Source organism: Pseudoalteromonas sp. MEBiC 03485, from assembly GCF_004195145.1.
Classification (GTDB): Bacteria; Pseudomonadota; Gammaproteobacteria; order Enterobacterales; family Alteromonadaceae; genus Pseudoalteromonas; species Pseudoalteromonas apostichopi.
This window is the reverse complement of sequence record NZ_SGBT01000002.1, coordinates 288,358-309,418: the sequence shown is the minus strand read 5'-3', so window position 1 is coordinate 309,418 and position 21,061 is coordinate 288,358. Positions and strand designations below refer to the sequence as shown.

Sequence of the window (21,061 nt, the reverse complement as noted above, 5' to 3'; positions counted from 1 at the left end):
ATAAGTGCAATATCAACTGATCGAAACACAAAATCAATTAAATGATTTTGTAGAAAAAATAACAGGTAAACCGGTACTAGCAATTGATACTGAGTTTATGCGTCGTCGTACGCTTTACCCTGAAGTTGCACTTATTCAAGTATATGATGGAGAGCATTTAGCGTTAATCGACCCACTGGCTGAGTTGTCGCTTTTTGATTTTTGGCAAGTACTTAAAAACCCTGAGGTGTTAAAAGTACTGCACTCACCGTCAGAAGATATTGAAGTGTTTCAAAAATATGCCGGTTTTGTACCAACACCATTGTTTGATACCCAATTTGCTCTACAAATACTAGGCCATGGTAACTGCATGGGCTTTGCGCACATGGTTAAAGAATTACTTGATATTGAAATTGATAAAAGTGAATCGCGCACTAATTGGTTACAGCGCCCACTCACTGAGAAGCAGCTAGATTATGCCGCTGCCGATACGTATCACTTACTGCCTTGTTTTGAAATTATTAAAAAACAAATTGATGAAGCTGGCTTTTTTGAGATCGTGATCAGCGAAAGCGAGTTAGTTGCGCAAAAACGTGCTTATCAAACACCTGCAGAGCAGCTTTACAAAGACATTAAAAATGCATGGCAATTACGACCGCACGACTTAGCGGTATTGCGCGAACTTGCTGCATGGCGCCGTGAAAAGGCAGAGCGCAAAAATCTCGCACTTAACTTTGTGGTAAAAGAGCACAACATGGTTGAAATTGCTAAGCGTAAGCCTACAAGTTTAAATGCGTTACGCCGAGTGCCAGGTGTTGAGCCTATGGAAGTTAACCGTTCGGGCGTTGAAATTTTAAAATGTATTGAGCGTGGTAAAGCTGTTCCTGTAAGCGAACAACCAGCACAATTAAAACGTTTAATTGATTTTCCGGCATACAAAAAAGCCGCTAAAGATATTAAGCAAAAAATTACTAAAGTTGCAAAAGAGCAGGGTATTCCTGAAGATGTATTGGCCTCTAAAAAACAGATTAACCAACTGATCAGCTGGAATTGGAAGCTCGATGCCGATGAGCGTAAAACTGCATCAAAACCAGACCTGTTTAACTCATGGCGCTATGAGCTTGTAAAAGACGTACTTAAAGAGTGGCAAAACTGAGCAACAGCCTATTAAAAGGGCTTTGTACTCGTCACTAAAAGCCCTGAAACTTGCTGCGTTTACGCGTTACCTGTAACCAATGCAGCAAGTTATTATCATATCGTTTTAATCGTTGTTTTTGTTTTGACGTTAAATAATAAAATGGCGCAAATATAAAGTAGCCATGACCAATAATTACCACGCAGTTAAAACCATATTTAGAATATTGTTTAATTAGTTTAGTTTTGTTTGGCTCAATATGAACATTACCAAACGCAGAGCTATAAAAAATACCGTGGCGACATATCGTCAGCTCATTTTTACTGTTCAATATCAAAAATATAATTACAATCGATGTAAGCATAAAAGCCATTAAAAGTAGGTCATGAAGTGGATGCTTTTGTGATGTCACTTTCAGTATAGACAATGTTAAAACGGCTAAAGTTACGAGGATAGCAAGTGTGCTTTTCTCTGAACTCTTCCTTAAATTCAATACTTTCATTCTCAGTCCTTGAGAGGTTTTTCTAATATAGTACTTTGCTACTTAGATAAAACAATCTGCCAAAAAAATGAAAATAAATGCTATTTTTAATGGTTTATTATTATGCTTTGAGCTTTGGTTTTTTTAGCTTGTTGAATTTAAATAAAATAATTAATTGTTATTCTCTAAGTCTAAATAAAAGGCGTCTGGTTGTCAGGAAAAGCAAGTAGTCGAATAAACCAAAGTCTATAGTGATATATGTCGGAAGATCTGCCTTGAGCGACTAGCTGCCATTCGGCATAACTTATCTAGCATTAATTGCCAATTCTCACTAGTAAGCAATCACCCAAAGATTTTAATTCCAAAAAGGAATACCTCAGTTTGCCTTTTGTATTTATAGCCTTAATAAACTAATAGATTTAAATTAAGTTTTGTGATTATTCGATTTTTCGGGTAGAAATTTATAACCATTGATCATTGCTGAAACCAGTCCTGACTTTTCTCTTCGTTCAGCAACGATAACACCTAGTATATGCAATGGTATAAGTATTACTAGGGCATAAAATGCGTATACATGAGCAGTGATGATGGGGGAGCGAAACTCTCTAAGCTGCTTATAACGTTCATCGTCAACATTAACTTTTGAATAAGGCTCGATTACGTCAAGTTGAGTCTCGTCAACCGCAATGCTTTTAGCAAAGTGCTGTCCTAACGGTGGGTAGTAAATATCAGTCCCTGCCAGTATTAAGCCCGTTGCCATTTGAATTGTCATTGCTATCAGCAAAGCTAATACCATGAGCTTTCCTATTGGATTATGGCCTTTGTATACTTGTTTGGGAGAACGTCTGAATTTAGTTAGTTCCTTCTTATACCCTTTCATAAATGGCAGAGTTTGTGACCACATGTCATTCGACGAACCAATAAAACCCATAACCAGCCGAATGATAAGGTTTATGGCAAAAATGTAACCGATAGTAACATGTATGGTTTTAAGCATTATTTTGGCGTCCACCGTTACACCAAGTGTTTTTCCATTAAAGATGATTAAGCCGATCACAATTAGTAAGCTAATTGTGATGACGTTTATCCAGTGAAAAAGCCTGATGCTTTTAGGCCATACATAAGTAAGTGTTCTAGTTTTGTTCATAACATTTCTCCTTTTCCAGAGATTGCGTAACTTATAAATGGCCTGTTTCGGTGATAGTTGTTGTCCAATACCTAATTTTTATGGTTGTGAATAGTAACTTTAGTTCTTCTTTAAGCTTTTCTAATTCACATTGCTCAATAACTACTTCAAACTTCAGCATATCTTTGTAGCCTCTTACTTGTTCCTCTAAGCTAAAAGCACTATGTTTCTTGCTGTAGCCCATGATCGGGAAAATGTTGAAGCCGGATGCTATATCACTCAGCATTAATTGGTCGATAACATCATCCTTGTGCTTCTTAGGGACTATGAAGGTAAAAACTAATGATGAACTAAACATTGCGCTGCTCCAATAAACGATACCAGATTGGTAATAAATAGAGTGTTGTTGCCGTTGAAGTCAGTAAGCCTCCTATAACAACTATAGCAAGCGGTTTTTGTATCTCAGCTCCCGGACCTGAAGCAAACGCTAAAGGCATTAGGCCAAACATTGCTGTGGTCGCGGTCATAAGTACTGGACGCAGCCTTCTTCGAGAGCCATCTACTACACGTTCAGTGATATTAGATATAGTGGTTTTGCTCTGTTCGAAATAACTAACCATAACGATACCATTGAGCACTGCAACACCAAGTAATGCAATAAAGCCAACTGATGCAGGAATTGATAAATATTGTTCAGATATTAGTAACGCAAAAACCCCTCCCATTAAGGCGAATGGGATGTTACAAAGAATCAAACTTGCTAAGGATACAGAGCGAAAAGTTGTAAATAAAATCACAAAAATTAAGATTAAAGCTAAAGGAACAACGATTATTAAGTTCTTCATTGCTCGTTGCTGATTTTCGAACTCACCACCAAAAGTTACGTAATAGCCGCTAGGAAGCGACAACTCAGAGTGAACTTTAGCTTGTAAGTCTTCAACAAAACTTACCACATCTCTGTTTTCAACATTGGTTGTAATTGAGACAAAACGTTTACCTCGTTCTCTTTCGATCAGTAAAGGTTCTTGTTCTACCTTAATGTCAGCGACGCTCTCTAGAGGTAAAATGGTATTATCAGGCATTAAAACAGATACTTGTTTCAAATCATTTATTGAGCCAATCTGACTTGCTTTGTGCTTCGACGAAGCACCGAAAACAATAGGCGTAAATTTATTAACGGTAACTAGTTTAGATATTTGTGAGCCTTCAAGTTGTGGCTTTAGAAAATCAGTTAATGCTTTAGTGGTTAAACCAAATTGATGAGCTATTTCAGGTTTTAATGAAATGCGAATGTATTTTCCACCCTCTATCAATGCTGTTTGTATGTCTTGACTACCAGATACTTGGCTTACTAACACTTTCATTTTTTCAGCGATATTTGCTAATTCTTGGACTTTATCCCCAAAAACTTTTATTGATACATCGCCTGTAGTGCCAGTTAGCATTTCAGTTACCCGCATTTGAATAGGTTGAGTAAAATTCGTGTTCATACCGGGGTAATTTGATAATACGTTGCGTATATCTTCGATTAGCTGTTGCTTGGTATCAAAGCGCCACTCATTTTGAGGCTTCAACTCCATGAATATATCCGTTTCATTTAGGCTCATAGGATCTAGGCCAAGCTCATCTGATCCAGTTCTGGCTACAATTTGAAGTATTTCAGGTACTTGTTTTAGTAGTGCTTTCTCTACTTGGGTATCAATATTTAAAGAGGATTGCAGGGTAATAGATGGCGACTTTTCTAGTTGAACAATGATGTCTCCTTCATCCAACGTAGGCATAAAACTTTTCCCCAAACTTACAAAGGCAAAAATGCTTGTGATCAACACCAAAAAAGCTATCGATGATGCTGATTTAGGTGAATTAATAACGCTTAATAGCGACTTTTTGTACTGTATTTGTAATGATTTGATGAAGCTAGGCTCACTCGCTTCATTTGATTTCAGTATCATTGAAGCTAGCACCGGGATGCAAGTAAACGCTAAAACTAGCGCAGATAACATCGCAAAAACAATCGTCAATGCAACAGGCGTAAACAGCTTCCCTTCTAACCCTGAAAGAGTTAATAGAGGGGAAAAAACAATAACGACAATTAATGTTCCTGATACAGTTGGCACAGAAACTTCTTTACATGCTCTATAAATAACATGCAGCTTAGGAAGTTTGCTGTTTTCTGAAAGCCTATTTACAGTATTTTCAACAACGACAACAGATGAATCAACAAGCATACCAATAGCAATAACTAAGCCTCCTAAACTCATTAAATTTGCTGATATGGAAAAATGGCTCATTAATATAAAAGTGGCAAGAGCTGCCACCGGCAAGGATATAGAGACAATTAGTGCCGCTCTAAAGTTGCCAAGAAATAAGGCTAGCAATATGATAACGAGCACTACAGCTTGAACTAATGCATTTGTGATGGTTTCAATAGCAGTACTAATCAAATTAGATCTGTCATAAAAGACATTGATAGTAGTGCCATTAGGTAGTGAGCGCTCTAGTTCTAAAAGTTTTTCTTTAACTGAACTTACTACTTGGTCGGTATTACTGTTTTTTAGCGCAATAACTAAGCCTTGTACGGCCTCTTCACCATTATGTGTCACTGCACCATAACGTATTAAACTTCCTTCGTTGATTGCTGCAACATCGGCTAACCTGATTATTCCTTGTTGGTTGTTTTTTATAACTAACTGACGTATATCATCAATTTTTTCAAATTGTCCTTGTGTTCGAACAACGAAATTGTCGTTACCTTTGTTTATTCGGCCAAGTCCTCCATTTAAATTGTTAGCTATTACGGCTTGTTCAATATCACTAAAAGAAACGTCTAGTGATTTCATTTTCAAAGTAGTTGGTGTTATTTCATATGTTTTTACATAGCCGCCTAAACTGTTTACATCTGCGACGCCTTCAACTGTTCGAAGAATCGGTCTGATCTGCCAGTCCAAAATATCACGTCGCTGTTGAAGGCTTAAGTTTGGATTATCAACTGTAAACATAAAAATTTCACTTAGAGGCGTACTCATAGGAGCAAGACCACCAGAAATACCCTCTGGGAGTTCAGCCCAAATATTCATCAGCCTTTCATTTACTTGTTGTCTCGCCCAATAAATATCAGTGCCTTCTTCAAAATCAAGTGTAATATCAGTAATAGAATATTTTGTAGTTGAACGAAGAATCTTTTGGGATGGAATACCAAGTAACTCTGTTTCGACAATACGTGTAATTTGAGTTTCTATTTCCGAAGTTGTCATTCCCGGTGCTTTTAAGACAATTTTTACTTGGGTAGGAGAAATGTCGGGAAAAGCATCAATTGGCAAATTAAACCAAGCGTTGACTCCTGCAGCAGTTACGAGCAAAGTCAAAATAGTAATAAAAATTCGTTGAATAAGAGAAAACCTGATTACCGCACTTATCATCGTTTATCCTCCCAGCCCGAGAAATAGACCTTGGGCAATGCTAACGAAGGAGCTAAGTACTTCGGCTTGAGGTGTTAGATTGTCAGATTGAACAATGTAGCTATCATTCTCATTGCCAATAATAATGACCTTAACTAAGTTTATTTCTTGTCCTCGTTTTACTGCAACATAGCTTTTGTTATTGAGTTCGAATAATGACTGGTGAGGGACTTTAATACCTTCAATTAAAACGATAGGTGTTAGTAACAGTTGTTGCCCGAGTTTAAGCTCACACGATGAGTCGAAACTACTCCAGACTGTTTGCTTATAACGGCTGATTGTTTCGTCAACATTTTCTACTTTTAGTATGCAATTATCTTCAGTTTTAAATGAGTTAACATTTTTTGCAGTGCTTGCTAATAGCGAAGATTTTACAAAAACATTATGTGAAGGAATTATTTCAAAAAGGTATGGTGATTGTTCGTTCGTATACTTAAGTTGACCATTAGAAGGACTGATTATAAAAATATCGCCGTTTTTATCGATGGCTAATTGTTGTAGTGCATGGCTTAAGTGTTCAAAACTTAACTTTGCTTGAAGATAGGTTTTGTTGATGTCTAACCATTCAGCACTTTTTATCGTTTTCGAATTTGCATAATTTTTAACAGACTCAAGATGCTTCTTACTTTTTAAAAATATTGATTTACTGGCATCTATTTCTTCTAAGAAGTGATGTACTTCTGGCCCTTCTATTCTAGCTACTTTTTGTCCTTTACTTACCTTAACACCCGGATTGTATAAAAAAGATATTTGTTGCGGTGTAAAAGGCAGTTGTACTTTGAAACTGGATTTAGGTTTAAAGGATACCTCTCCAAGCACTTGCTCTATCTCCATACTGTCAACCTGATGTACGGTTTTGAACTGATGTTTAAAGCTTCCCAATTGTGAAATGGCGATCACTGAATTGGTGACTTGTTCAGCTTGAGTTTGCATGCTTAAAACGGTTAAAAACATTGACGCTATTAATGAGAATAATCGATATGAGGTTGCTATCATTTGTTACTGACTCTTGTTAGGCTAACCGCGATAGTTGCCTTGTTTTGTTTTTAAGTGAACTTATCCTACAAATAATGTGTAGTTTTTACGTCAGGCATGTGTTGTAAATTCATAAGACAAATGTCCCATAAACTTTTTAACTGGTTGATTTTTAGATGAAAGATAAAGCGATAGCAGTGCTTCTAGCTATAATAATGGTACTCAATTTTTTTGATGTAATTACTGATATTTCTTTAGGTGTTCCGACTTGGCATATTGTCGAAGAAAGTTTGATTGTTTTAGCTTCAGCGATTGGTTTTGTTTTTTTGGTTCGAGATATTTCAAACCGCACAAAGCGTATTAATCAGTTGAAAAGTGAATTAGATAAATCGGGCATTCAACTAAAAAATATTTCGGAAGAAATGAAGCTCGCTCGTATAAAATACAGTGAAGTCATAAATGAACAGTTTAATCAGTGGGGACTGACAAAAAGTGAACAAGAAGTTGCTATGTTGATGCTGAAGGGATTGAGTTTTAGAGAAATTAGTGGTGTAAGAGATACTAAAGAAAAAACAGTTCGTCAGCAGGCTTCTAGTATATATGTCAAAGCGGATGTAGAGGGTCGACATGAGTTTTCAGCTTGGTTTTTAGAAGACTTCATGGAGCCAGACAGTACAATAGAGTAGTCATCCTTTATCTTGCCTACTATCACTAGGAGATTAGCTCTTTAAAGCGTATGTAAGGGTGAATACTTTAAAAAAGCATGGTCTTTACTGTAAATAAATGATGGTCCGCTATTAACACAGAGCGCTCTTTCGGCACTAACGCATAATTGTCCAATTTCAAGTCAGAGTTTGCATTGATAATTTTTTACGTAAACAGTCATTGACCTATGTTTTTTAATGGTAAATTATGATATTTCAATAAATATCACACTCAACTGTTACATTATTAATTTTGGAGAAATCATGGCTCATCCGATAGTTGAACAAATCAGAAAAGCCGATAATGCAATTGTTGCCGAAGACTTCGATACACTTCTTAATATCTATACAGATGACGCCATTTTAGTTATTGAGCCTGGTAAAAATGCAAAGGGTAAAGCTGCTATACGTAAGGCTTTTGAAGCAATTTCTGTATATTTCAAAAATGGGTTGCAAGTAAAACAACAAGGTTTAGAAGTTCTTGAAACCGAAGATACTGCTTTAGTTTTAGCAAATACAGTTGTGTCAGCACCTAATTACCCAGAAGTAATCCGAAAAGCGACATATGTTTTTACCAAAAGCTCAGAGGGTGTTTGGTTGTGTTCAATCGATAATTCGTATGGTCATGAAATCATTGTAAAGTGTGAATAACAACTATGGAGTCACTTTTATATCTGTAATTGTGTATGGCAAATACGATGCCACCCCCAAAATGAGCTGGCTAATTAGTTAACCGCCTTACGGCGATAGATGATTTTTTGTGTATTTTTAACCCATAACTCTAAATAGATTAATTGAGGTAACCTATTTGGAGTCATGGATAAGTGTGCAAGTCATTATCAAACAAGTCTTTGCCCATTTCGCGTTAACGCAAATACTCTAAGGGTGTCTTTGAGCGATCAGGTACAGTGTTATTCATTTAATGCTATTGGCTCTACTCCATAAAACTGATATTCCACTAACTTTATGTCATCACCAATACAAATGACTGTTTTAATATACCGTTCAGTTTTGTGCTCCCATATTCAAGAAAATGAGTGACGAGCGCACTTTCTTTTTACTGAATCTCTTTAGCTTCAATAAAAAATTATAGTTGGCAATACATTATGTTATTTGTTAAGAATAGATTTATTAATACATGAGCGTGACATCGGCAGAAAGATGCGCGAAGCGCGCACGATAAAATTGTTAGGGCGAAGGACCTATGAGCTTCGAACAAGAATTCCAAGAGTGGCTTGTGGATGCGCTGCCAGAGAAAGTACCAGAAGGTGTGGTCGCTTTCTCGTTTAATTTGTACGAGCCGGCTCTACGGGATGGAGTCAAATTCGGAGTGGAAGTTGTCGGTACCTCAGAGTTCGACCCAGAGGATGAAGATTGGGCTTGTGAGGAAGTATGGGAGCCGCAGGAAAGGCAGTTATTTATTCCTATCGAGTTTTCCGGAACTGATTGGGCAAAATGTCAGGATCGATTAAAGGAGCTTCTCTTGCAGTTACTGCTATCGGAACATCGATTGTCCTCTGTGCTTAAATCAACTCGAGGGATAGGGGTGGGCTTCGTAGATGGATCACTCGATATCGTCTGGCAGCCCTAATAAGGCCAGGCACGGCGACGGCTTTTCCGTTGCGGCTCAGCCTTCACTGCAAAGCCGCGCGTGCTGGCGGCGTTAGCCAACTGGAGGTAATTTGAAGTTTCAAGTTAGATACAACCCACATTCAGACCTGGCGAATTTAGCTCAATATCAACTTGATTGCATTGAGACGAAAAGTAGTTCTGGTCATTCCAATGGTATCAGTATGGATATGCAAGCATGTTTAATCTCACATGCATTTCTGGCTGAGGCGTTAATAAATATGGCGGGTTTTGGCTTACTCCGAGAAAGTTTCAAGGAAAAGAAACCGTATCATTGGAAACGAAAAAAAGTTTTCTCGATTTTAAATGTCGAGCATATCGAAGGGTTATATGAAGTCCTTGATGCACTTCAAGAAGCAAGAAATAGTTTGGCACATGCAAAGCCCGACAGGTATGAATACGATCTGGGTGACAGTGAGGACGAATTTGCAGTGTTTAAGCGACCTTATGATGAACTCTTGACGATTGAATTTCTTAAGCATGCAAACTCAACTCTCGATGAGCTGTGGTATGCAATGGGAAATAACGAGGACATAGAGGGCTACGGGTTAATTACCTCTGCGGTAGAAGTTGGCTAACAAATTGTTCAAGAGTGATTCGGCACGCGTGGCATTTTTACTATGCGTTGGTTTTAGTGGTTAAGGTAGTATGCGGAAGCATTGGTATAGCGTGCATCACACCTTAACAAGGCGTTAGGGCTTACTACGAAAAATTTGCAAGGGTGGCGAAATGATAAGGTTCTATCTGGTTCTTACTTTGTTGGGAATATTGCTACCATACGGGGCGTTTGTTCCTTGGCTAGTTAGCAATGGCTTAGATATTGGTCTTTTGTTCAGTGAAGCGGTGGCAACCCCAATTAGTATTTTTGCTTGGCTTGATGTCTTGGTTGCGGCGATTGCTCTATTAGGTTTTATCGTGGTGGATGGCAAAAGACATAAAGTGAAGTATCGATATTTTGCAGTGTTGGGAACTTTGTCAGTTGGTGTATCGTTTGGGTTGCCACTGTATCTTTACTTGAAAGAAAAGCAGTCGCTCCAACCGCAGCCCTAACAAACGCTTCTGTCCAAAAACAAGGTAATGCTTTTCTTACTCATCCAATCTAAATCTCAGTCATGAGCTCACTTGTTTAAAGCGAGCTCATTTCTACAATAACATTACAAACCAAGTAAAATCTTATCTAAGTTTTGTTTTGATTTAGCAACGCTTTGTAGCGGCGTTAATCCACGTGGGTATTCTTCTTGCTCAAGTACTAACCACTTGGTGTTGCCGTGGGATTCTAAAGTGTCGATGATGGCAGGCCAATCAATGTTGTTTTCGCCGATAATCGGGCTCATGTTGCTACCCTCAATCGTACGTACTTTGATGTGCGTAGCGAGAGTGCGGTTAGGGTACTTTTTAATGAAGTAAATTGGATCTTTAGCTGCGTAATTAACCCAGCCGATATCTAGCTGCAGTGGCATGGTTTTGGGGGTATGACTGGCAATATAATCCCAAAATGTTGCGTTATTGAATGCATTAAACTCTTTATTATGATTGTGAAAACCGATCTTCATATCAAAACGGATTGCATAATCACTGACTTTAGTGAGCTCTTTAACCAGAGATTTAACTCCTTCTGGGTGCCATGCTCGCTCATCCCACGGTACATAAAGTGTGGTAACGCCAAGGGTTTTGTAAAACAGTAGGGTGCTATCAATAGTGCTTTCGCTGAGTGCATCAAAGCCGATGTGGGCACTACTGGCAACTAAGCCTAATTCAGTGAGCTTTGCTTTTAAGGCTGCTGGGTTATTTGAGTAAGGGCCAAAATCTCCGGCAAATTCAACGCCGTCAAACCCCATTTTGGCAAGAGACTTAAGCGTACCATGGAAGTCATTTTTTAAGGTGTCTTTGACTGACCATAGCTGAACACTTACTGGCAGTTTTGCAAATAATTGACCACTAAATACAAGGCTAAGAATGAGCAATAAAATGCGGGTTTTAAACATACTTAAATCCTAAAAAAAGCAGGGGAGTGACCCCCTGCACTGTGTTAAAAATAACACAAGGGGGAAAGTTAATCGGTATAGGCGTACTCGCTCAGACCAAGCTCTGCTAAGACCTGATCTAAATGAGCTTTTGCTTCATCAGAAGGGCCAGGATAATCACCCGCAATTGGTACATTGCCGAGGTAACCTATGTCTTTACAGCCTTCAGGTGTACAGAAAAAGGCTGCGAGCACTAACTCTTTAAAGCGTAAAAAGGCTTTACCAATACGCTTAAACTGCGCCGGTGTTTGCTCGTTTAAAAACGCAATATCGTCTAGAATCGCACGATGTTGCTTTTCGTTCAGCGCAACAAATTGCTTTTTAAAACGAAGCTGTGCTTCATCGTTAAGCCACGCTAATGAATTTAAAATTTTAATTCTATCGCGTTGTTGGCCTTCATAAGGTGCGCTAACCCATTCATTAATAACTGCCGGTACTTGTAGCTCACTGGCTGAAGGAATATCACCTTCGCGCGGTACAATGTAATCAGATAATAGCGCTACTAACGTAAGTTCGTCAGCCGTTAAGGTCAGTGGCCAAGGTGATTCTGGTGGCATCACCAAATTAGGATCTTGGCCATAGCCTTTCGCGGTGACAGGCTTAATATCTAAATCAGGCCAATGCTCTTTTGCAGAGACAGCACCGTCATCTTCAAGTGCTTTTGTGCAACCAGCGGTTAAACCCACTGCCGAGCCTGCAGCTAATAAGCCAAGCCATTTTAAAGACTCACGGCGGCTCATGTTAGAAACATAGTTATATGAGTCGTGTTCGTTACGATGATGCATAATTAAAGTACCCCGTTATCAATTTGTTGAGCAAGCCAAGTTGAATTACGCATTGCCAGCGTCATGATGGTGAGCGTACAGTTTTTATGAGGATTTGAAGCAAATACACCGGCATCCATTACAAATAGGTTATTACAATCCCACGTTTGTCCCCATTGATTGGTGACCGAATCTTTCTTTGAGCTACCCATTCGTGTGGTTCCCACTTCGTGGATGATTTCGCCGCCTTTTGAAATTGCTTTTTCAGCAGGAGGGAGATCGCCAACGGTCGCACCCATGTTTTCTAAAATTTGCTTCGCAGTTTTTAAACCATGTTCAATTTGCTTTAACTCTCTGTCAGACCACTTAAAGTGGAACTTTGATACCGGAATACCCCATTTGTCTTTAACCTTTTCGTCAATTTCCATATAGGTATCTTTGTTCGGTAACATCTCGCCACGCAGAGCAAAGCCAACGTAAGAGCCATATGCATCACGAATTTGTTGTTTGAGGGCAGGACCATAGCCTTGTTTATCACCCGATACACCCGAGCCTGGTTGTCTAAAGCCACCGCCAATTTCAAAGTGATAACCTCGTGGAAAGTCTAGCTCATTGTTAGCTTGTGCTTGATGACCCCACCAAGGAATAAATAAGTGATTAGCGGTATGGCCATCTTCGTTATAACGTGGACGGCCTTTAAGTGCAGGAATTTGTGCACCTAACCATGCACCTGTCGAATCCATTAAGTTTCGACCTACTTGGCCACTTGAATTAGCAAGGCCTTTAGGGTGCTTTTTATTTTTTGAGTTTAATAAGATACGCGCTGATTCACAGGCACTGGCTGCTAAGATAACCACATCTGCATCAATGGCATGCTCAGTGACCGTATGTTTATCAACATAGGTTACGCCAGTTACTTTACCTTGCTCATCAACCTTGACTGATTTAACCATGGCATCGGTAATTACTTTTAAGTTACCCGTAGCTTTTGCCATAGGTAGAAGCGATGTTGTGGTTTGGAAAGCGGCGCCAATCGAGCAACCAGAACCACAAGGTGTTGCATAAAAACAGGCCATGCGGTCATCTTTCGGGCGGGTTAGTACCGCGCGGTGCATAGGCACTGCTTGAATGCCCATTTTCTTTGCAGAGGCGGCAATTAAAAGCTCAGGAACACGCGGCTTCGGTGGTGGCTGTAAAATACCTGGCGATGAATCTGGCATATCTTCATGGCCAGTATTGGTACCACACACACCAACAAGCTCTTCTGTTTTATCGTACCAAGGTGCTAAATCAGCGTATTCAAAAGGCCAATCAGCACCGTGACCATCACGGCTTTTACCTTTAAAATCGTGCTCACTAAAGCGTAATGAATAGCGGCCCCAGTGGTTAGTTCGACCACCTAGCATACGTGCACGCCACCAGTAAAAGTCACTGCCTTTAGCGCTAGTATAAGGTTCGTCAGGCACTTGCCAGCCGCCATCAACGGTTGCATCGTAAAAGCCAAAGTTTTTGTCTTTATTACCAGCCCCCATAAGTGGGGCTTCGTTGTTACGGCGAAACATCGGGCTTTCTGTTTTCGGGTCATAATTACGACCGGCTTCAAGTAATAAGACTTTGTGGCCAAGTTTGGTCAGCGTGTAAGCAGCCATGGCACCGCCAGCACCAGAGCCAACTACTAATACCTTATGTTTAAAATCAGACATCTTATAGCTCCTTAATTTTTATATTTTTAAACCACACTTTGTCACCGTGGTCTTGAAGCCCAATATGACCTTGCGATGCTGTTGCAAAGTTTTTCCAGGTTGCAAACTTACTGCCTTTAACAAGGGTATTCCAGGTTGTACTACCAATCACAATGCTGGTGGTGCTGATACCGTTTTGCCAAACTTGTAAGTGGTTGTCTTGCATCTTAATGCGTACATGGTTCCAGCTATTTGCAGGTTTGTGTGCCGCAGTTGGCGCTGCAAATAAATCGTAAATTGAACCCGCTAAGTGCGAATCAATTTCAGTATCTGGGTGTTCTTCGTTATCGATAATTTGAATTTCAGGAGCATGTGAGTAAATCATCTGCCCAGTTTCATCAGCCAGTACGAAAATACCACTATTACCCTTGGTAGAGATTTTCCAATCAATCAGTAATTCAAAATTTTGGTACTGCTTTTTGGTAAGCACATCACCGCCACCTTTGGTTAATGTCATCGCGCCATCTTCAACAACCCACGCAGGATTTAAAGATTCGCTTTTAAAATTGCGCCACTGCGACATATCTTTGCCATCAAACAATAACTGCCAGCCAGCTTGCTTTTCTTGTTGTGTAAGCTGATTGTCAGCCGCATTAGCGAGTGCACAGCTACTAACGGTAAGCATTAAAGTCAGTGCTTTAAGAGATTTAAACATAGTGTTCCTCGACGATTTACTTGCTTAAGACGCACATTTTTCGGTGCGTTTGTTGTTATTAACTACTAAATGCAACCCAATGAATGCGACGATTAAAATAATTGGGAAGATCAGTAGGTTTTGTAATACAGCCTGTCCGGCTAAAATTTCAATTTGTTCAGCACTTGCACCACTTGCCTCTGCCGATGAGCGGGCAGTGTCTATCCAACTACCAATTACTGGGTTCCAGATGCTCATAGCAAACATGCCTGCACCGCCCATTAACGACATACCCAATGCGCCAGATTTGGGAATGTATTCAGCAACGCAGCCAAGCATGGTTGGCCAAAAGTAGGTAACGCCAAGTGCAAATAGCATCGCTGCCAGATAAATCATGCTGCCCTCGGCTTGACTCATCATAAAGATCCCTAAGCTTGCACAAATGGCAGAACCAAGTAACACACCAGTAGGATTAAGCTTATGAACAATTGGACCCGCAAAGAAGCGACCAACTGCCATTAAGCCGGTGATTAAAGCTAATACCACCATAGGAGAAGCCCCAGAAGAACCTAAAATTCGCTCAATCCATTGTTGCGTTCCAAACTCAGTGGTTGCAGTGAACGTCATACAGGCAATTAAAAAGATGTATAACGGCGTGAATAAGTGGCGAATATTGCTGGTGGTCGAGTGAGCACGGGTATCAAAGCTAGGAAACTGAGCTTTAATTAGCATCGCGCCATAAATAACGGTTGGAACTAAAATTAATGCTACTTGCCACTGCCAATTTAGGCCCGCTCCCGACATAAAGTTAGAAGCAAGTGCGCCAATCACAATGCCACCTGGGAACCAAACATGAAAACGGTTTAGCATGGTAGTGGTATTTTTAGGATACATTTCTGCAATCAGCGGATTACAGCCCGCTTCAACAGAACCGTTAGCAAAACCAATCAAAAAGGTAGAAACTAACAAGCCCCAAAAGCCATCGGCAGTTATAGTCAAAACCAGACCAAGTAAATGACAGATAAACGCTAAAGCGACTAATTTCTTAGCGCCAATGGCATTATAAATAATACCGCCGACCATAGTCGCAACCGGAAAGCCCAAAAATGCCATGGCATTCACCCAACCAAGTTCGGTGTCTGTTAAACCAAATTCACTGCCAAGTTGACCTAAAATACCAGCACGGATGGCAAAGGTCATAGAGGTCACAATCAGTGCTATACAGCAAAGCCGAAAGACTATGCGGTTATAATTATTGTTGTCCATATTGTGTGTCCTGTGTGTTCTATTGTTGTCGGTTTTATAAACCTAAAATTCGATTATTACGCTCGGTGTTTGTTGCGCCACTGGCAAAATCGTCAAAGGCTTTGTCTGTTGGGTTTATTAAGTGAGCTTTAATAAACTCAGCACCTTCTCTTGCTCCATCTTCAGGGTGCTTTAAGCAGCACTCCCATTCAAGTACAGCCCAACCATCAAACCCATATTGAGTTAACTTGCTAAAGATTTGCTTAAAATCTACTTGGCCATCTCCTAAAGAACGAAAACGACCCGGTCGGTCCTGCCAGTTTTGAAAACCGCCATATACCCCAGAGCGGCCATTCGCAATAAACTCGGCATCTTTGACATGAAACGCTTTAATGCGCGAATGATAGATATCGATAAACGCTAAATAGTCGAGCTGTTGCAATACGAAGTGGCTCGGATCATAAAGAATATTAACGCGCGGATGATTATCAGTAGCCGCTAAAAAGCGCTCAAATGTCACGCCATCATGTAAGTCTTCACCCGGATGTAATTCATAACAGACATCGACACCATGCTCGTCAAAGCAATCTAAAATAGGTAACCAACGCTTAGCAAGCTCATTAAAACCTTGCTCAACGAGTCCTTGTGGGCGTTGTGGCCACGGGTAAAAGGTATGCCATAAAAAAGAACCCGAAAAAGTCGCATGAGTTGTTAACCCCAGGTTCTTACTGGCTTTAGCAGCTAGCATCAGTTGCTCTGTTGCCCATTCTGTACGTGCTGCAGGGTTACCTTTTACATGCTCTGCGGCAAAGTTATCGAACATTTCATCGTACGCAGGGTGTACAGCAATTAACTGACCTTGCAAATGGGTTGATAACTCTGAAATTGTAAGTCCATACTCTGTGGCAATACCAGTGACTTCATCGCAGTATTGCTGACTTTGGGCGGCTTTTTCTAAATCGAAAATTTCAGGGTTAGAGGTAGGTACTTGAATCGCTTTGTAACCTAAACCGCTTGCCCACTTACATAAGCCACGAAGGCTGTTAAAGGGGGCTTCTTTAGAAATAAACTGCGCCAAAAAAATTGCTGGCCCTTTGATTTTATTCATTCTTTATTATCCAATCTGTAATTTGTGCCACTTAATGTCTTGCTTTGATGAAGCAACTACGTGCTCAATAAATGCCATACCACGTATAGCTTCATTGATGCCAGGCACATCAAATGCTGAGTTTGTTGCATGGTCGCCTTGTTTAAATGCGTGAATTTGTGCTGCAAAATTGCTGTAGATATTAGCAAATGCTTCTAGGTAGCCTTCAGGGTGACCTGCAGGGGCTCGCAGTGCGTTTTGTGTGTCAGGGTGTAATTCACCCACACCCGCTCGCAGTAAAATAGAGGGTTGGTTGTGACCACGCAGCCATAAACTATTAGGCTCAAGCTGTGACCATTCAAGGCTTGCCTTGTCGCCGTAAATACGTAGCCGTAAGTTGTTTTCATCGCCAATAGCGATTTGGCTTGCTAGTAAAACGCCTTTACAACCATTATTGAATCTAAGTAGCACGGTGCCATCATCATCGAGAACTCGACCATCAACGACATGATCTAAATCAGCACAAAGCTCTGTAATTTCAAGGTCAGATACATATTCGGCTAAGTTAGCTGCATGCACGCCAATATCGCCCATACAGCAGCTAATTCCTGACTTACTGGTATCTAAGCGCCAACTTGCTTGTTTTGATGCTTCGTCTTCACTATGAGATAACCAGCCTTGGGTGTACTCAACAATCACCTTGCGAATCGTGCCAAGCTCACCGGATTTAACGCGATGTTTGGCTTCTTTTACCATAGGGTAACCCGTGTAAGTGTGGGTTAAACCGTACAAAACGTGCTGCTTTGCAATGATGGCTTGTAATTGCTCTGCTTCTGCAAGTGTTAGCGTTGCCGGTTTGTCTGATAACACATGAAAACCATGTTCAAGTGCCATTTTGGCGACGGGAAAATGTAAATGGTTGGGTGTTACAATAGCTACAAAGTCGATACGCTCATCAGCGGGTAATTTTGCTTCTTCGGTAAATAAGCTTTGGTAACTGTCGTAGCAACGACTGTTATCTAGCCCTAGTAACTCGCCAGTTGCTTTACACTTATTAGCATCTGAACTAAATGCGCCTGCAACAAGCTCTATCATCCCGTCTAATCGTGCTGCAATACGATGAATAGCGCCAATGAAAGCACCTTCGCCACCGCCAACCATCGCCATGCGGATCTTAGCTTTGCTCATCTTAAGCGCTCCTAATTTAAATAGCGTTAGCTACTGTTAATCTCATGTTATTGATAATAGGAAAGCTTGAGCAATAAGTGATAATAAAAATTCGGTTGACAATGCAACAAAATCGGCGTTTAAAATATATAGCATTATTCGGGAAAGAGACAAAATTGAGCGATGGATATACAAGAAATAATAAAAAAAGCTGGTGTAAATCAGTTGATTGCTGCATTTGACTTATTGCCAGATATTCTCTTTTGGGTAAAAGACACTGATAGTAGAATCTTGCATTGTAATCAACATTTTATTGAGCATCAGGGTTATAAAACACTTGAGCAAATATTGTTAAAAACAGACTTTGACTTTTCCCCAAAACACTTGGCGTTTCAATACGTCAATGATGATAAGCGAGTGATGGAAGGCTTCATAGTGACTGACCGTTTAGAACTTAATCAAACCCAACAAGGTGAGCTTGGTTGGTTTTCAACATCAAAGCATGCTTTAAAAGATCACGATGACAATGTGATTGGCACCTACGGGGTGACTCGGCACTTACAAAAAACCTCAAAAGCGCTTTCTCATGTTCGTGCGATTGAAGAGCCAGTAAAATTTATTCGCGAGCACTATCATCGTCAGATTAGTATTGATGAATTGGCAGAGCTTGCACATTTGTCAGTAAGTGCCTTAGAACGTCGCTTTAAAAAGCATTTGGCAAAAACTCCTAATCAGTTTATCAACGAAGTCCGTCTCGAAAATGCCCGCAAGCTACTGATTGAAACACAGCTACCCATTTCACAAGTTGCTTATCAATGCGGATTTTCCGAACCAAGTTACTTCAGCAAACAATTTCGGCGTTTGTTTGGTGAAATTCCATCACAAATGCGCTCACAACTCGGTGATTAAATTGCCGCTCTCGCCATTAAAATAGCCCCTTGCTCAGCACTGGCAAGGGCAGGGGTTAAACGCGCTTTACTAGCATAAGTTAAGTAAGGGGTAATGGCACTGGCAATACCGCCCATCAAGGTAATTTTTTTAATGCCTTGCTTTTCAAAGTATGAGATATAGCGGGCTATGTATGCACAAGCTTCATTGATTAATTGCTTACAAAAAGCGTCGTCAGAATGGCTAAAAACGAGGGGCGCAAATTTAGCGAGCTCAGCAGGGCGCGCCGATATTAAAAGCTGACTTAACGCTTGGCTGGAGTGGCAGTTAAGCTGGGTGAGTAGGGTATCTATGGCCGTTGAACTTTTCGCAACACCATCAAGTACTTCAAATGCTTTACGGCAAAGTTGTAAGCCTAACCAACCACCACTGGCACCATCGCTCAGTAATAAACCATATCCACCCAATTCGTTAAATTGGTTTTGCTGCTGGTAGCCTGCACAAAAGCCCGTACCAAGAATAATCACCGCGCCATCATGGTGTTGGTGTGCGCCTTTACACGCAATCAGCATATCTGTTGACAGGGTAAAGTTGGCAAATGGATGTTGCCACATGAGCATAGATTGATAGGCAGATTCGATATTGGCACCAGCAAGCCCGGCATGCACATAGGTATTTTTCAGCTCGCTTAAGGCAAGCCCAGCATCATGAAAAGCAAGTTCTGTAGCATGGAGTATTGAACTTTGACTTTGTTTATAGCTGGTAGCCACGTTTGCTGAGCCACTGATAGCTTCGCTAAGTAGGGTGCCATTTTCGTTTTCTAAACGCACCTTACATTTACTGCCACCGCCATCAATACCTAAAAAATAAATTGCTTTGCTTGCCATGCTTAATCCTTTGAAAGTAGCTTATTGATAGCCTCAGCGCTAATTGCACCTTGTGCGTTATGCACGCAAGAGTGTACATGTACAGATGCATTTGCTGAATGGTTTCTTATTAATTGCCAAAAAGCTTCCGCGTTTTCTAGGGTAACGCCACCACCCATAACAATTTCTATTTGATTAGCGCTGTGTGCTAAGTATGTGTTGAGCTGATTTAGACCATCAACAGCACTTTGGCCGCTTTGCCACGGCGTGCCTGCTGTTAATATGCGGTCAACTCCTAAGCTAATTAGTTTTTCAAGTGCGCATAACGGATTTGTCAGGCTATCGAATGCACGATGAAAGGTAACCATAAGCCCATAATGTTTTGCAGTGGCGAGTAAAGAACGAGTTACCTCTATATCAAGTTTTCCTTGTTTGACTGCACCAAATACTACCCCATGTGCGCCTACATTAGCTGCGAGTTTTATCTGTTTTTCCATTAATTTATGACACTCAGTACTTACAGTAAAATTGCCAGCTTCTGGTCGTATCATTACTAATAGCTCGGTATTTCTGGTCAGGCTTTTCAATGCGCATTCAATTGCAGAAATACCGGGTGTTAAGCCTCCTAGGTGCAAATTACTGCATAACTCAAATCGTTTTACGCCTAAGTTGCTAGACGTAAAAACGTTGTTCGCAAGTTGCTTTAAGTCGCCTTCGTTTAGGCAGACTTCGAGAATTTTACCATTGCTCATCGTCGTTCTTTTACCATATCTATTACACCTAGTTTCTAGTCACTTATTTAACTTGAATTATCAGAAAGTGCCTTTCGGGTTTTAATTTATATTTATCAATGAATTATATGTTTGTGTGTGTTTTTTAGAATTTAGGCTTAAATACAAAAAACATAAGGTTAACTATAAAGTAGAAAAGATAAAAATGAATATAAAATATTCCACACGCCGATTTTGTCATATCTCTCACCGAATTTTTATTATCACTTTTTGACCACTCACCCTATTCTGAATTGGAGTTTAACAAGCTATTAACTACCGATAATACGTTTTAAAACCGATAACAATAAATCGTTTTTGTGGAGGTTATACCAATTCGCTTAATTAAATGGTCTATTTTGAGGCAAGAAAACCTTGTTGATAACA

At 40.2% G+C, this 21,061-nt stretch carries 21 protein-coding genes; 7 read left to right on the top strand and 14 right to left on the bottom strand.

From position 1 onward, the window contains the following. Positions 1 to 4 precede the first annotated feature (4 nt). Complete coding sequence (gene rnd, locus EVU92_RS18270) at positions 5 to 1,135, top strand: ribonuclease D (RefSeq protein ID WP_130052596.1); 1,131 nt, start codon at positions 5 to 7, stop codon at positions 1,133 to 1,135. Positions 1,136 to 1,169: 34 nt separating this feature from the next. Here rnd and EVU92_RS18265 read toward each other — a convergent pair whose 3' ends face one another. The 5 genes from EVU92_RS18265 to EVU92_RS18245 all read right to left on the bottom strand — a co-directional run bounded on the left by EVU92_RS18265 (position 1,170) and on the right by EVU92_RS18245 (position 7,133). Next, on the bottom strand, positions 1,170 to 1,616 hold the full coding sequence (locus EVU92_RS18265; protein WP_130052595.1) for a hypothetical protein: 447 nt from the start codon (positions 1,614 to 1,616) through the stop codon (positions 1,170 to 1,172). Between the two features lie 403 nt (positions 1,617 to 2,019). Continuing rightward, entirely contained in the window at positions 2,020 to 2,742 is a 723-nt protein-coding gene (locus EVU92_RS18260; RefSeq protein WP_130052594.1) for a cytochrome b/b6 domain-containing protein, read from the bottom strand. Positions 2,743 to 2,773: 31 nt separating this feature from the next. Beyond that, positions 2,774 to 3,079 (bottom strand): DUF3240 family protein, encoded by a 306-nt coding sequence (locus EVU92_RS18255; protein ID WP_055022338.1) that lies wholly within the window; start codon positions 3,077 to 3,079, stop codon positions 2,774 to 2,776. Further along, positions 3,072 to 6,140: a CusA/CzcA family heavy metal efflux RND transporter gene (locus EVU92_RS18250; protein WP_130052593.1), complete on the bottom strand. Its 3,069-nt coding sequence runs from the start codon at positions 6,138 to 6,140 to the stop codon at positions 3,072 to 3,074. The genes EVU92_RS18255 and EVU92_RS18250 overlap by 8 nt, the downstream gene beginning before the upstream one ends. A 3-nt stretch (positions 6,141 to 6,143) precedes the next feature. Next, positions 6,144 to 7,133, bottom strand: a complete 990-nt coding sequence (locus EVU92_RS18245) for a hypothetical protein (protein WP_130052592.1) — start codon at positions 7,131 to 7,133, stop codon at positions 6,144 to 6,146. A 197-nt stretch (positions 7,134 to 7,330) separates the two neighbouring features. On the opposite strand from EVU92_RS18245, the gene EVU92_RS18240 reads away from it, so the two are divergent. From EVU92_RS18240 to EVU92_RS18215, 5 genes are all read left to right on the top strand, one after another. Then, on the top strand, positions 7,331 to 7,840 hold the full coding sequence (locus tag EVU92_RS18240) for a LuxR C-terminal-related transcriptional regulator (RefSeq protein WP_130052591.1): 510 nt from the start codon (positions 7,331 to 7,333) through the stop codon (positions 7,838 to 7,840). Between the two features lie 282 nt (positions 7,841 to 8,122). Then, positions 8,123 to 8,509: an SgcJ/EcaC family oxidoreductase gene (locus EVU92_RS18235; protein WP_175580347.1), complete on the top strand. Its 387-nt coding sequence runs from the start codon at positions 8,123 to 8,125 to the stop codon at positions 8,507 to 8,509. Between the two features lie 553 nt (positions 8,510 to 9,062). After that, positions 9,063 to 9,449, top strand: coding sequence for a hypothetical protein (locus EVU92_RS18230; RefSeq protein WP_130052590.1), 387 nt, complete (start codon positions 9,063 to 9,065; stop codon positions 9,447 to 9,449). A 202-nt stretch (positions 9,450 to 9,651) separates the two neighbouring features. After that, positions 9,652 to 10,065 (top strand): hypothetical protein, encoded by a 414-nt coding sequence (locus EVU92_RS18225; protein ID WP_205987948.1) that lies wholly within the window; start codon positions 9,652 to 9,654, stop codon positions 10,063 to 10,065. A gap of 151 nt (positions 10,066 to 10,216) precedes the next feature. Next, entirely contained in the window at positions 10,217 to 10,537 is a 321-nt protein-coding gene (locus EVU92_RS18215; RefSeq protein ID WP_130052588.1) for a DUF2834 domain-containing protein, read from the top strand. A gap of 104 nt (positions 10,538 to 10,641) precedes the next feature. Here EVU92_RS18215 and EVU92_RS18210 read toward each other — a convergent pair whose 3' ends face one another. From EVU92_RS18210 to EVU92_RS18180, 7 genes are all read right to left on the bottom strand, one after another. Then, on the bottom strand, positions 10,642 to 11,472 hold the full coding sequence (locus EVU92_RS18210; protein ID WP_130052587.1) for a sugar phosphate isomerase/epimerase: 831 nt from the start codon (positions 11,470 to 11,472) through the stop codon (positions 10,642 to 10,644). Between the two features lie 68 nt (positions 11,473 to 11,540). Continuing rightward, a complete protein-coding gene (locus EVU92_RS18205; RefSeq protein ID WP_130052586.1) occupies positions 11,541 to 12,296 on the bottom strand; it encodes a gluconate 2-dehydrogenase subunit 3 family protein in 756 nt (251 codons plus the stop codon). A gap of 2 nt (positions 12,297 to 12,298) precedes the next feature. Beyond that, positions 12,299 to 13,978 carry a GMC family oxidoreductase gene (locus EVU92_RS18200; protein ID WP_130052585.1) on the bottom strand — a complete coding sequence of 560 codons (1,680 nt, stop codon included), beginning with the start codon at positions 13,976 to 13,978 and terminating at the stop codon, positions 12,299 to 12,301. Between the two features lies 1 nt (position 13,979). Beyond that, the gene (locus EVU92_RS18195; RefSeq protein ID WP_130052584.1) at positions 13,980 to 14,672 is read right to left on the bottom strand and encodes a DUF1080 domain-containing protein; all 693 of its coding nucleotides are present in this window, start codon (positions 14,670 to 14,672) and stop codon (positions 13,980 to 13,982) included. Positions 14,673 to 14,696: 24 nt separating this feature from the next. Further along, on the bottom strand, positions 14,697 to 15,917 hold the full coding sequence (locus EVU92_RS18190; protein WP_130052583.1) for an MFS transporter: 1,221 nt from the start codon (positions 15,915 to 15,917) through the stop codon (positions 14,697 to 14,699). A gap of 34 nt (positions 15,918 to 15,951) precedes the next feature. Continuing rightward, positions 15,952 to 17,004 carry a sugar phosphate isomerase/epimerase gene (locus EVU92_RS18185; protein WP_130052582.1) on the bottom strand — a complete coding sequence of 351 codons (1,053 nt, stop codon included), beginning with the start codon at positions 17,002 to 17,004 and terminating at the stop codon, positions 15,952 to 15,954. A gap of 6 nt (positions 17,005 to 17,010) precedes the next feature. Further along, positions 17,011 to 18,171 (bottom strand): Gfo/Idh/MocA family oxidoreductase, encoded by a 1,161-nt coding sequence (locus EVU92_RS18180; RefSeq protein WP_130052581.1) that lies wholly within the window; start codon positions 18,169 to 18,171, stop codon positions 17,011 to 17,013. Positions 18,172 to 18,333: 162 nt separating this feature from the next. Between EVU92_RS18180 and EVU92_RS18175 the strand changes: the two genes are divergently transcribed. Next, on the top strand, positions 18,334 to 19,059 hold the full coding sequence (locus EVU92_RS18175; protein ID WP_130052580.1) for an AraC family transcriptional regulator: 726 nt from the start codon (positions 18,334 to 18,336) through the stop codon (positions 19,057 to 19,059). Here EVU92_RS18175 and EVU92_RS18170 read toward each other — a convergent pair. Further along, a complete protein-coding gene (locus EVU92_RS18170; RefSeq protein ID WP_130052579.1) occupies positions 19,056 to 19,925 on the bottom strand; it encodes a BadF/BadG/BcrA/BcrD ATPase family protein in 870 nt (289 codons plus the stop codon). The genes EVU92_RS18175 and EVU92_RS18170 overlap by 4 nt on opposite strands. A gap of 2 nt (positions 19,926 to 19,927) precedes the next feature. After that, entirely contained in the window at positions 19,928 to 20,656 is a 729-nt protein-coding gene (locus EVU92_RS18165) for a copper homeostasis protein CutC (RefSeq protein ID WP_130052578.1), read from the bottom strand. Positions 20,657 to 21,061 lie beyond the last annotated feature (405 nt).

Bases quoted from the DNA above. Each gene is read 5' to 3' on its own strand.
- EVU92_RS18215 (WP_130052588.1), top strand. From the start codon at position 10,217: ATGATAAGGTTCTATCTGGTTCTTACTTTGTTGGGAATATTGCTACCA.
- EVU92_RS18265 (WP_130052595.1), bottom strand. From the start codon at position 1,616: ATGAAAGTATTGAATTTAAGGAAGAGTTCAGAGAAAAGCACACTTGCT.
- EVU92_RS18195 (WP_130052584.1), bottom strand. From the start codon at position 14,672: ATGTTTAAATCTCTTAAAGCACTGACTTTAATGCTTACCGTTAGTAGC.
- EVU92_RS18165 (WP_130052578.1), bottom strand. From the start codon at position 20,656: ATGAGCAATGGTAAAATTCTCGAAGTCTGCCTAAACGAAGGCGACTTA.
- EVU92_RS18205 (WP_130052586.1), bottom strand. From the start codon at position 12,296: ATGCATCATCGTAACGAACACGACTCATATAACTATGTTTCTAACATG.
- EVU92_RS18245 (WP_130052592.1), bottom strand. From the start codon at position 7,133: ATGTTTTTAACCGTTTTAAGCATGCAAACTCAAGCTGAACAAGTCACC.
- EVU92_RS18260 (WP_130052594.1), bottom strand. From the start codon at position 2,742: ATGAACAAAACTAGAACACTTACTTATGTATGGCCTAAAAGCATCAGG.
- EVU92_RS18190 (WP_130052583.1), bottom strand. From the start codon at position 15,917: ATGGACAACAATAATTATAACCGCATAGTCTTTCGGCTTTGCTGTATA.
- EVU92_RS18170 (WP_130052579.1), bottom strand. From the start codon at position 19,925: ATGGCAAGCAAAGCAATTTATTTTTTAGGTATTGATGGCGGTGGCAGT.
- EVU92_RS18255 (WP_055022338.1), bottom strand. From the start codon at position 3,079: ATGTTTAGTTCATCATTAGTTTTTACCTTCATAGTCCCTAAGAAGCAC.
- EVU92_RS18250 (WP_130052593.1), bottom strand. From the start codon at position 6,140: ATGATAAGTGCGGTAATCAGGTTTTCTCTTATTCAACGAATTTTTATT.
- EVU92_RS18225 (WP_205987948.1), top strand. From the start codon at position 9,652: ATGGATATGCAAGCATGTTTAATCTCACATGCATTTCTGGCTGAGGCG.
- EVU92_RS18180 (WP_130052581.1), bottom strand. From the start codon at position 18,171: ATGAGCAAAGCTAAGATCCGCATGGCGATGGTTGGCGGTGGCGAAGGT.
- EVU92_RS18175 (WP_130052580.1), top strand. From the start codon at position 18,334: ATGGATATACAAGAAATAATAAAAAAAGCTGGTGTAAATCAGTTGATT.
- EVU92_RS18235 (WP_175580347.1), top strand. From the start codon at position 8,123: ATGGCTCATCCGATAGTTGAACAAATCAGAAAAGCCGATAATGCAATT.
- EVU92_RS18185 (WP_130052582.1), bottom strand. From the start codon at position 17,004: ATGAATAAAATCAAAGGGCCAGCAATTTTTTTGGCGCAGTTTATTTCT.
- EVU92_RS18240 (WP_130052591.1), top strand. From the start codon at position 7,331: ATGAAAGATAAAGCGATAGCAGTGCTTCTAGCTATAATAATGGTACTC.
- EVU92_RS18230 (WP_130052590.1), top strand. From the start codon at position 9,063: ATGAGCTTCGAACAAGAATTCCAAGAGTGGCTTGTGGATGCGCTGCCA.
- EVU92_RS18200 (WP_130052585.1), bottom strand. From the start codon at position 13,978: ATGTCTGATTTTAAACATAAGGTATTAGTAGTTGGCTCTGGTGCTGGC.
- EVU92_RS18210 (WP_130052587.1), bottom strand. From the start codon at position 11,472: ATGTTTAAAACCCGCATTTTATTGCTCATTCTTAGCCTTGTATTTAGT.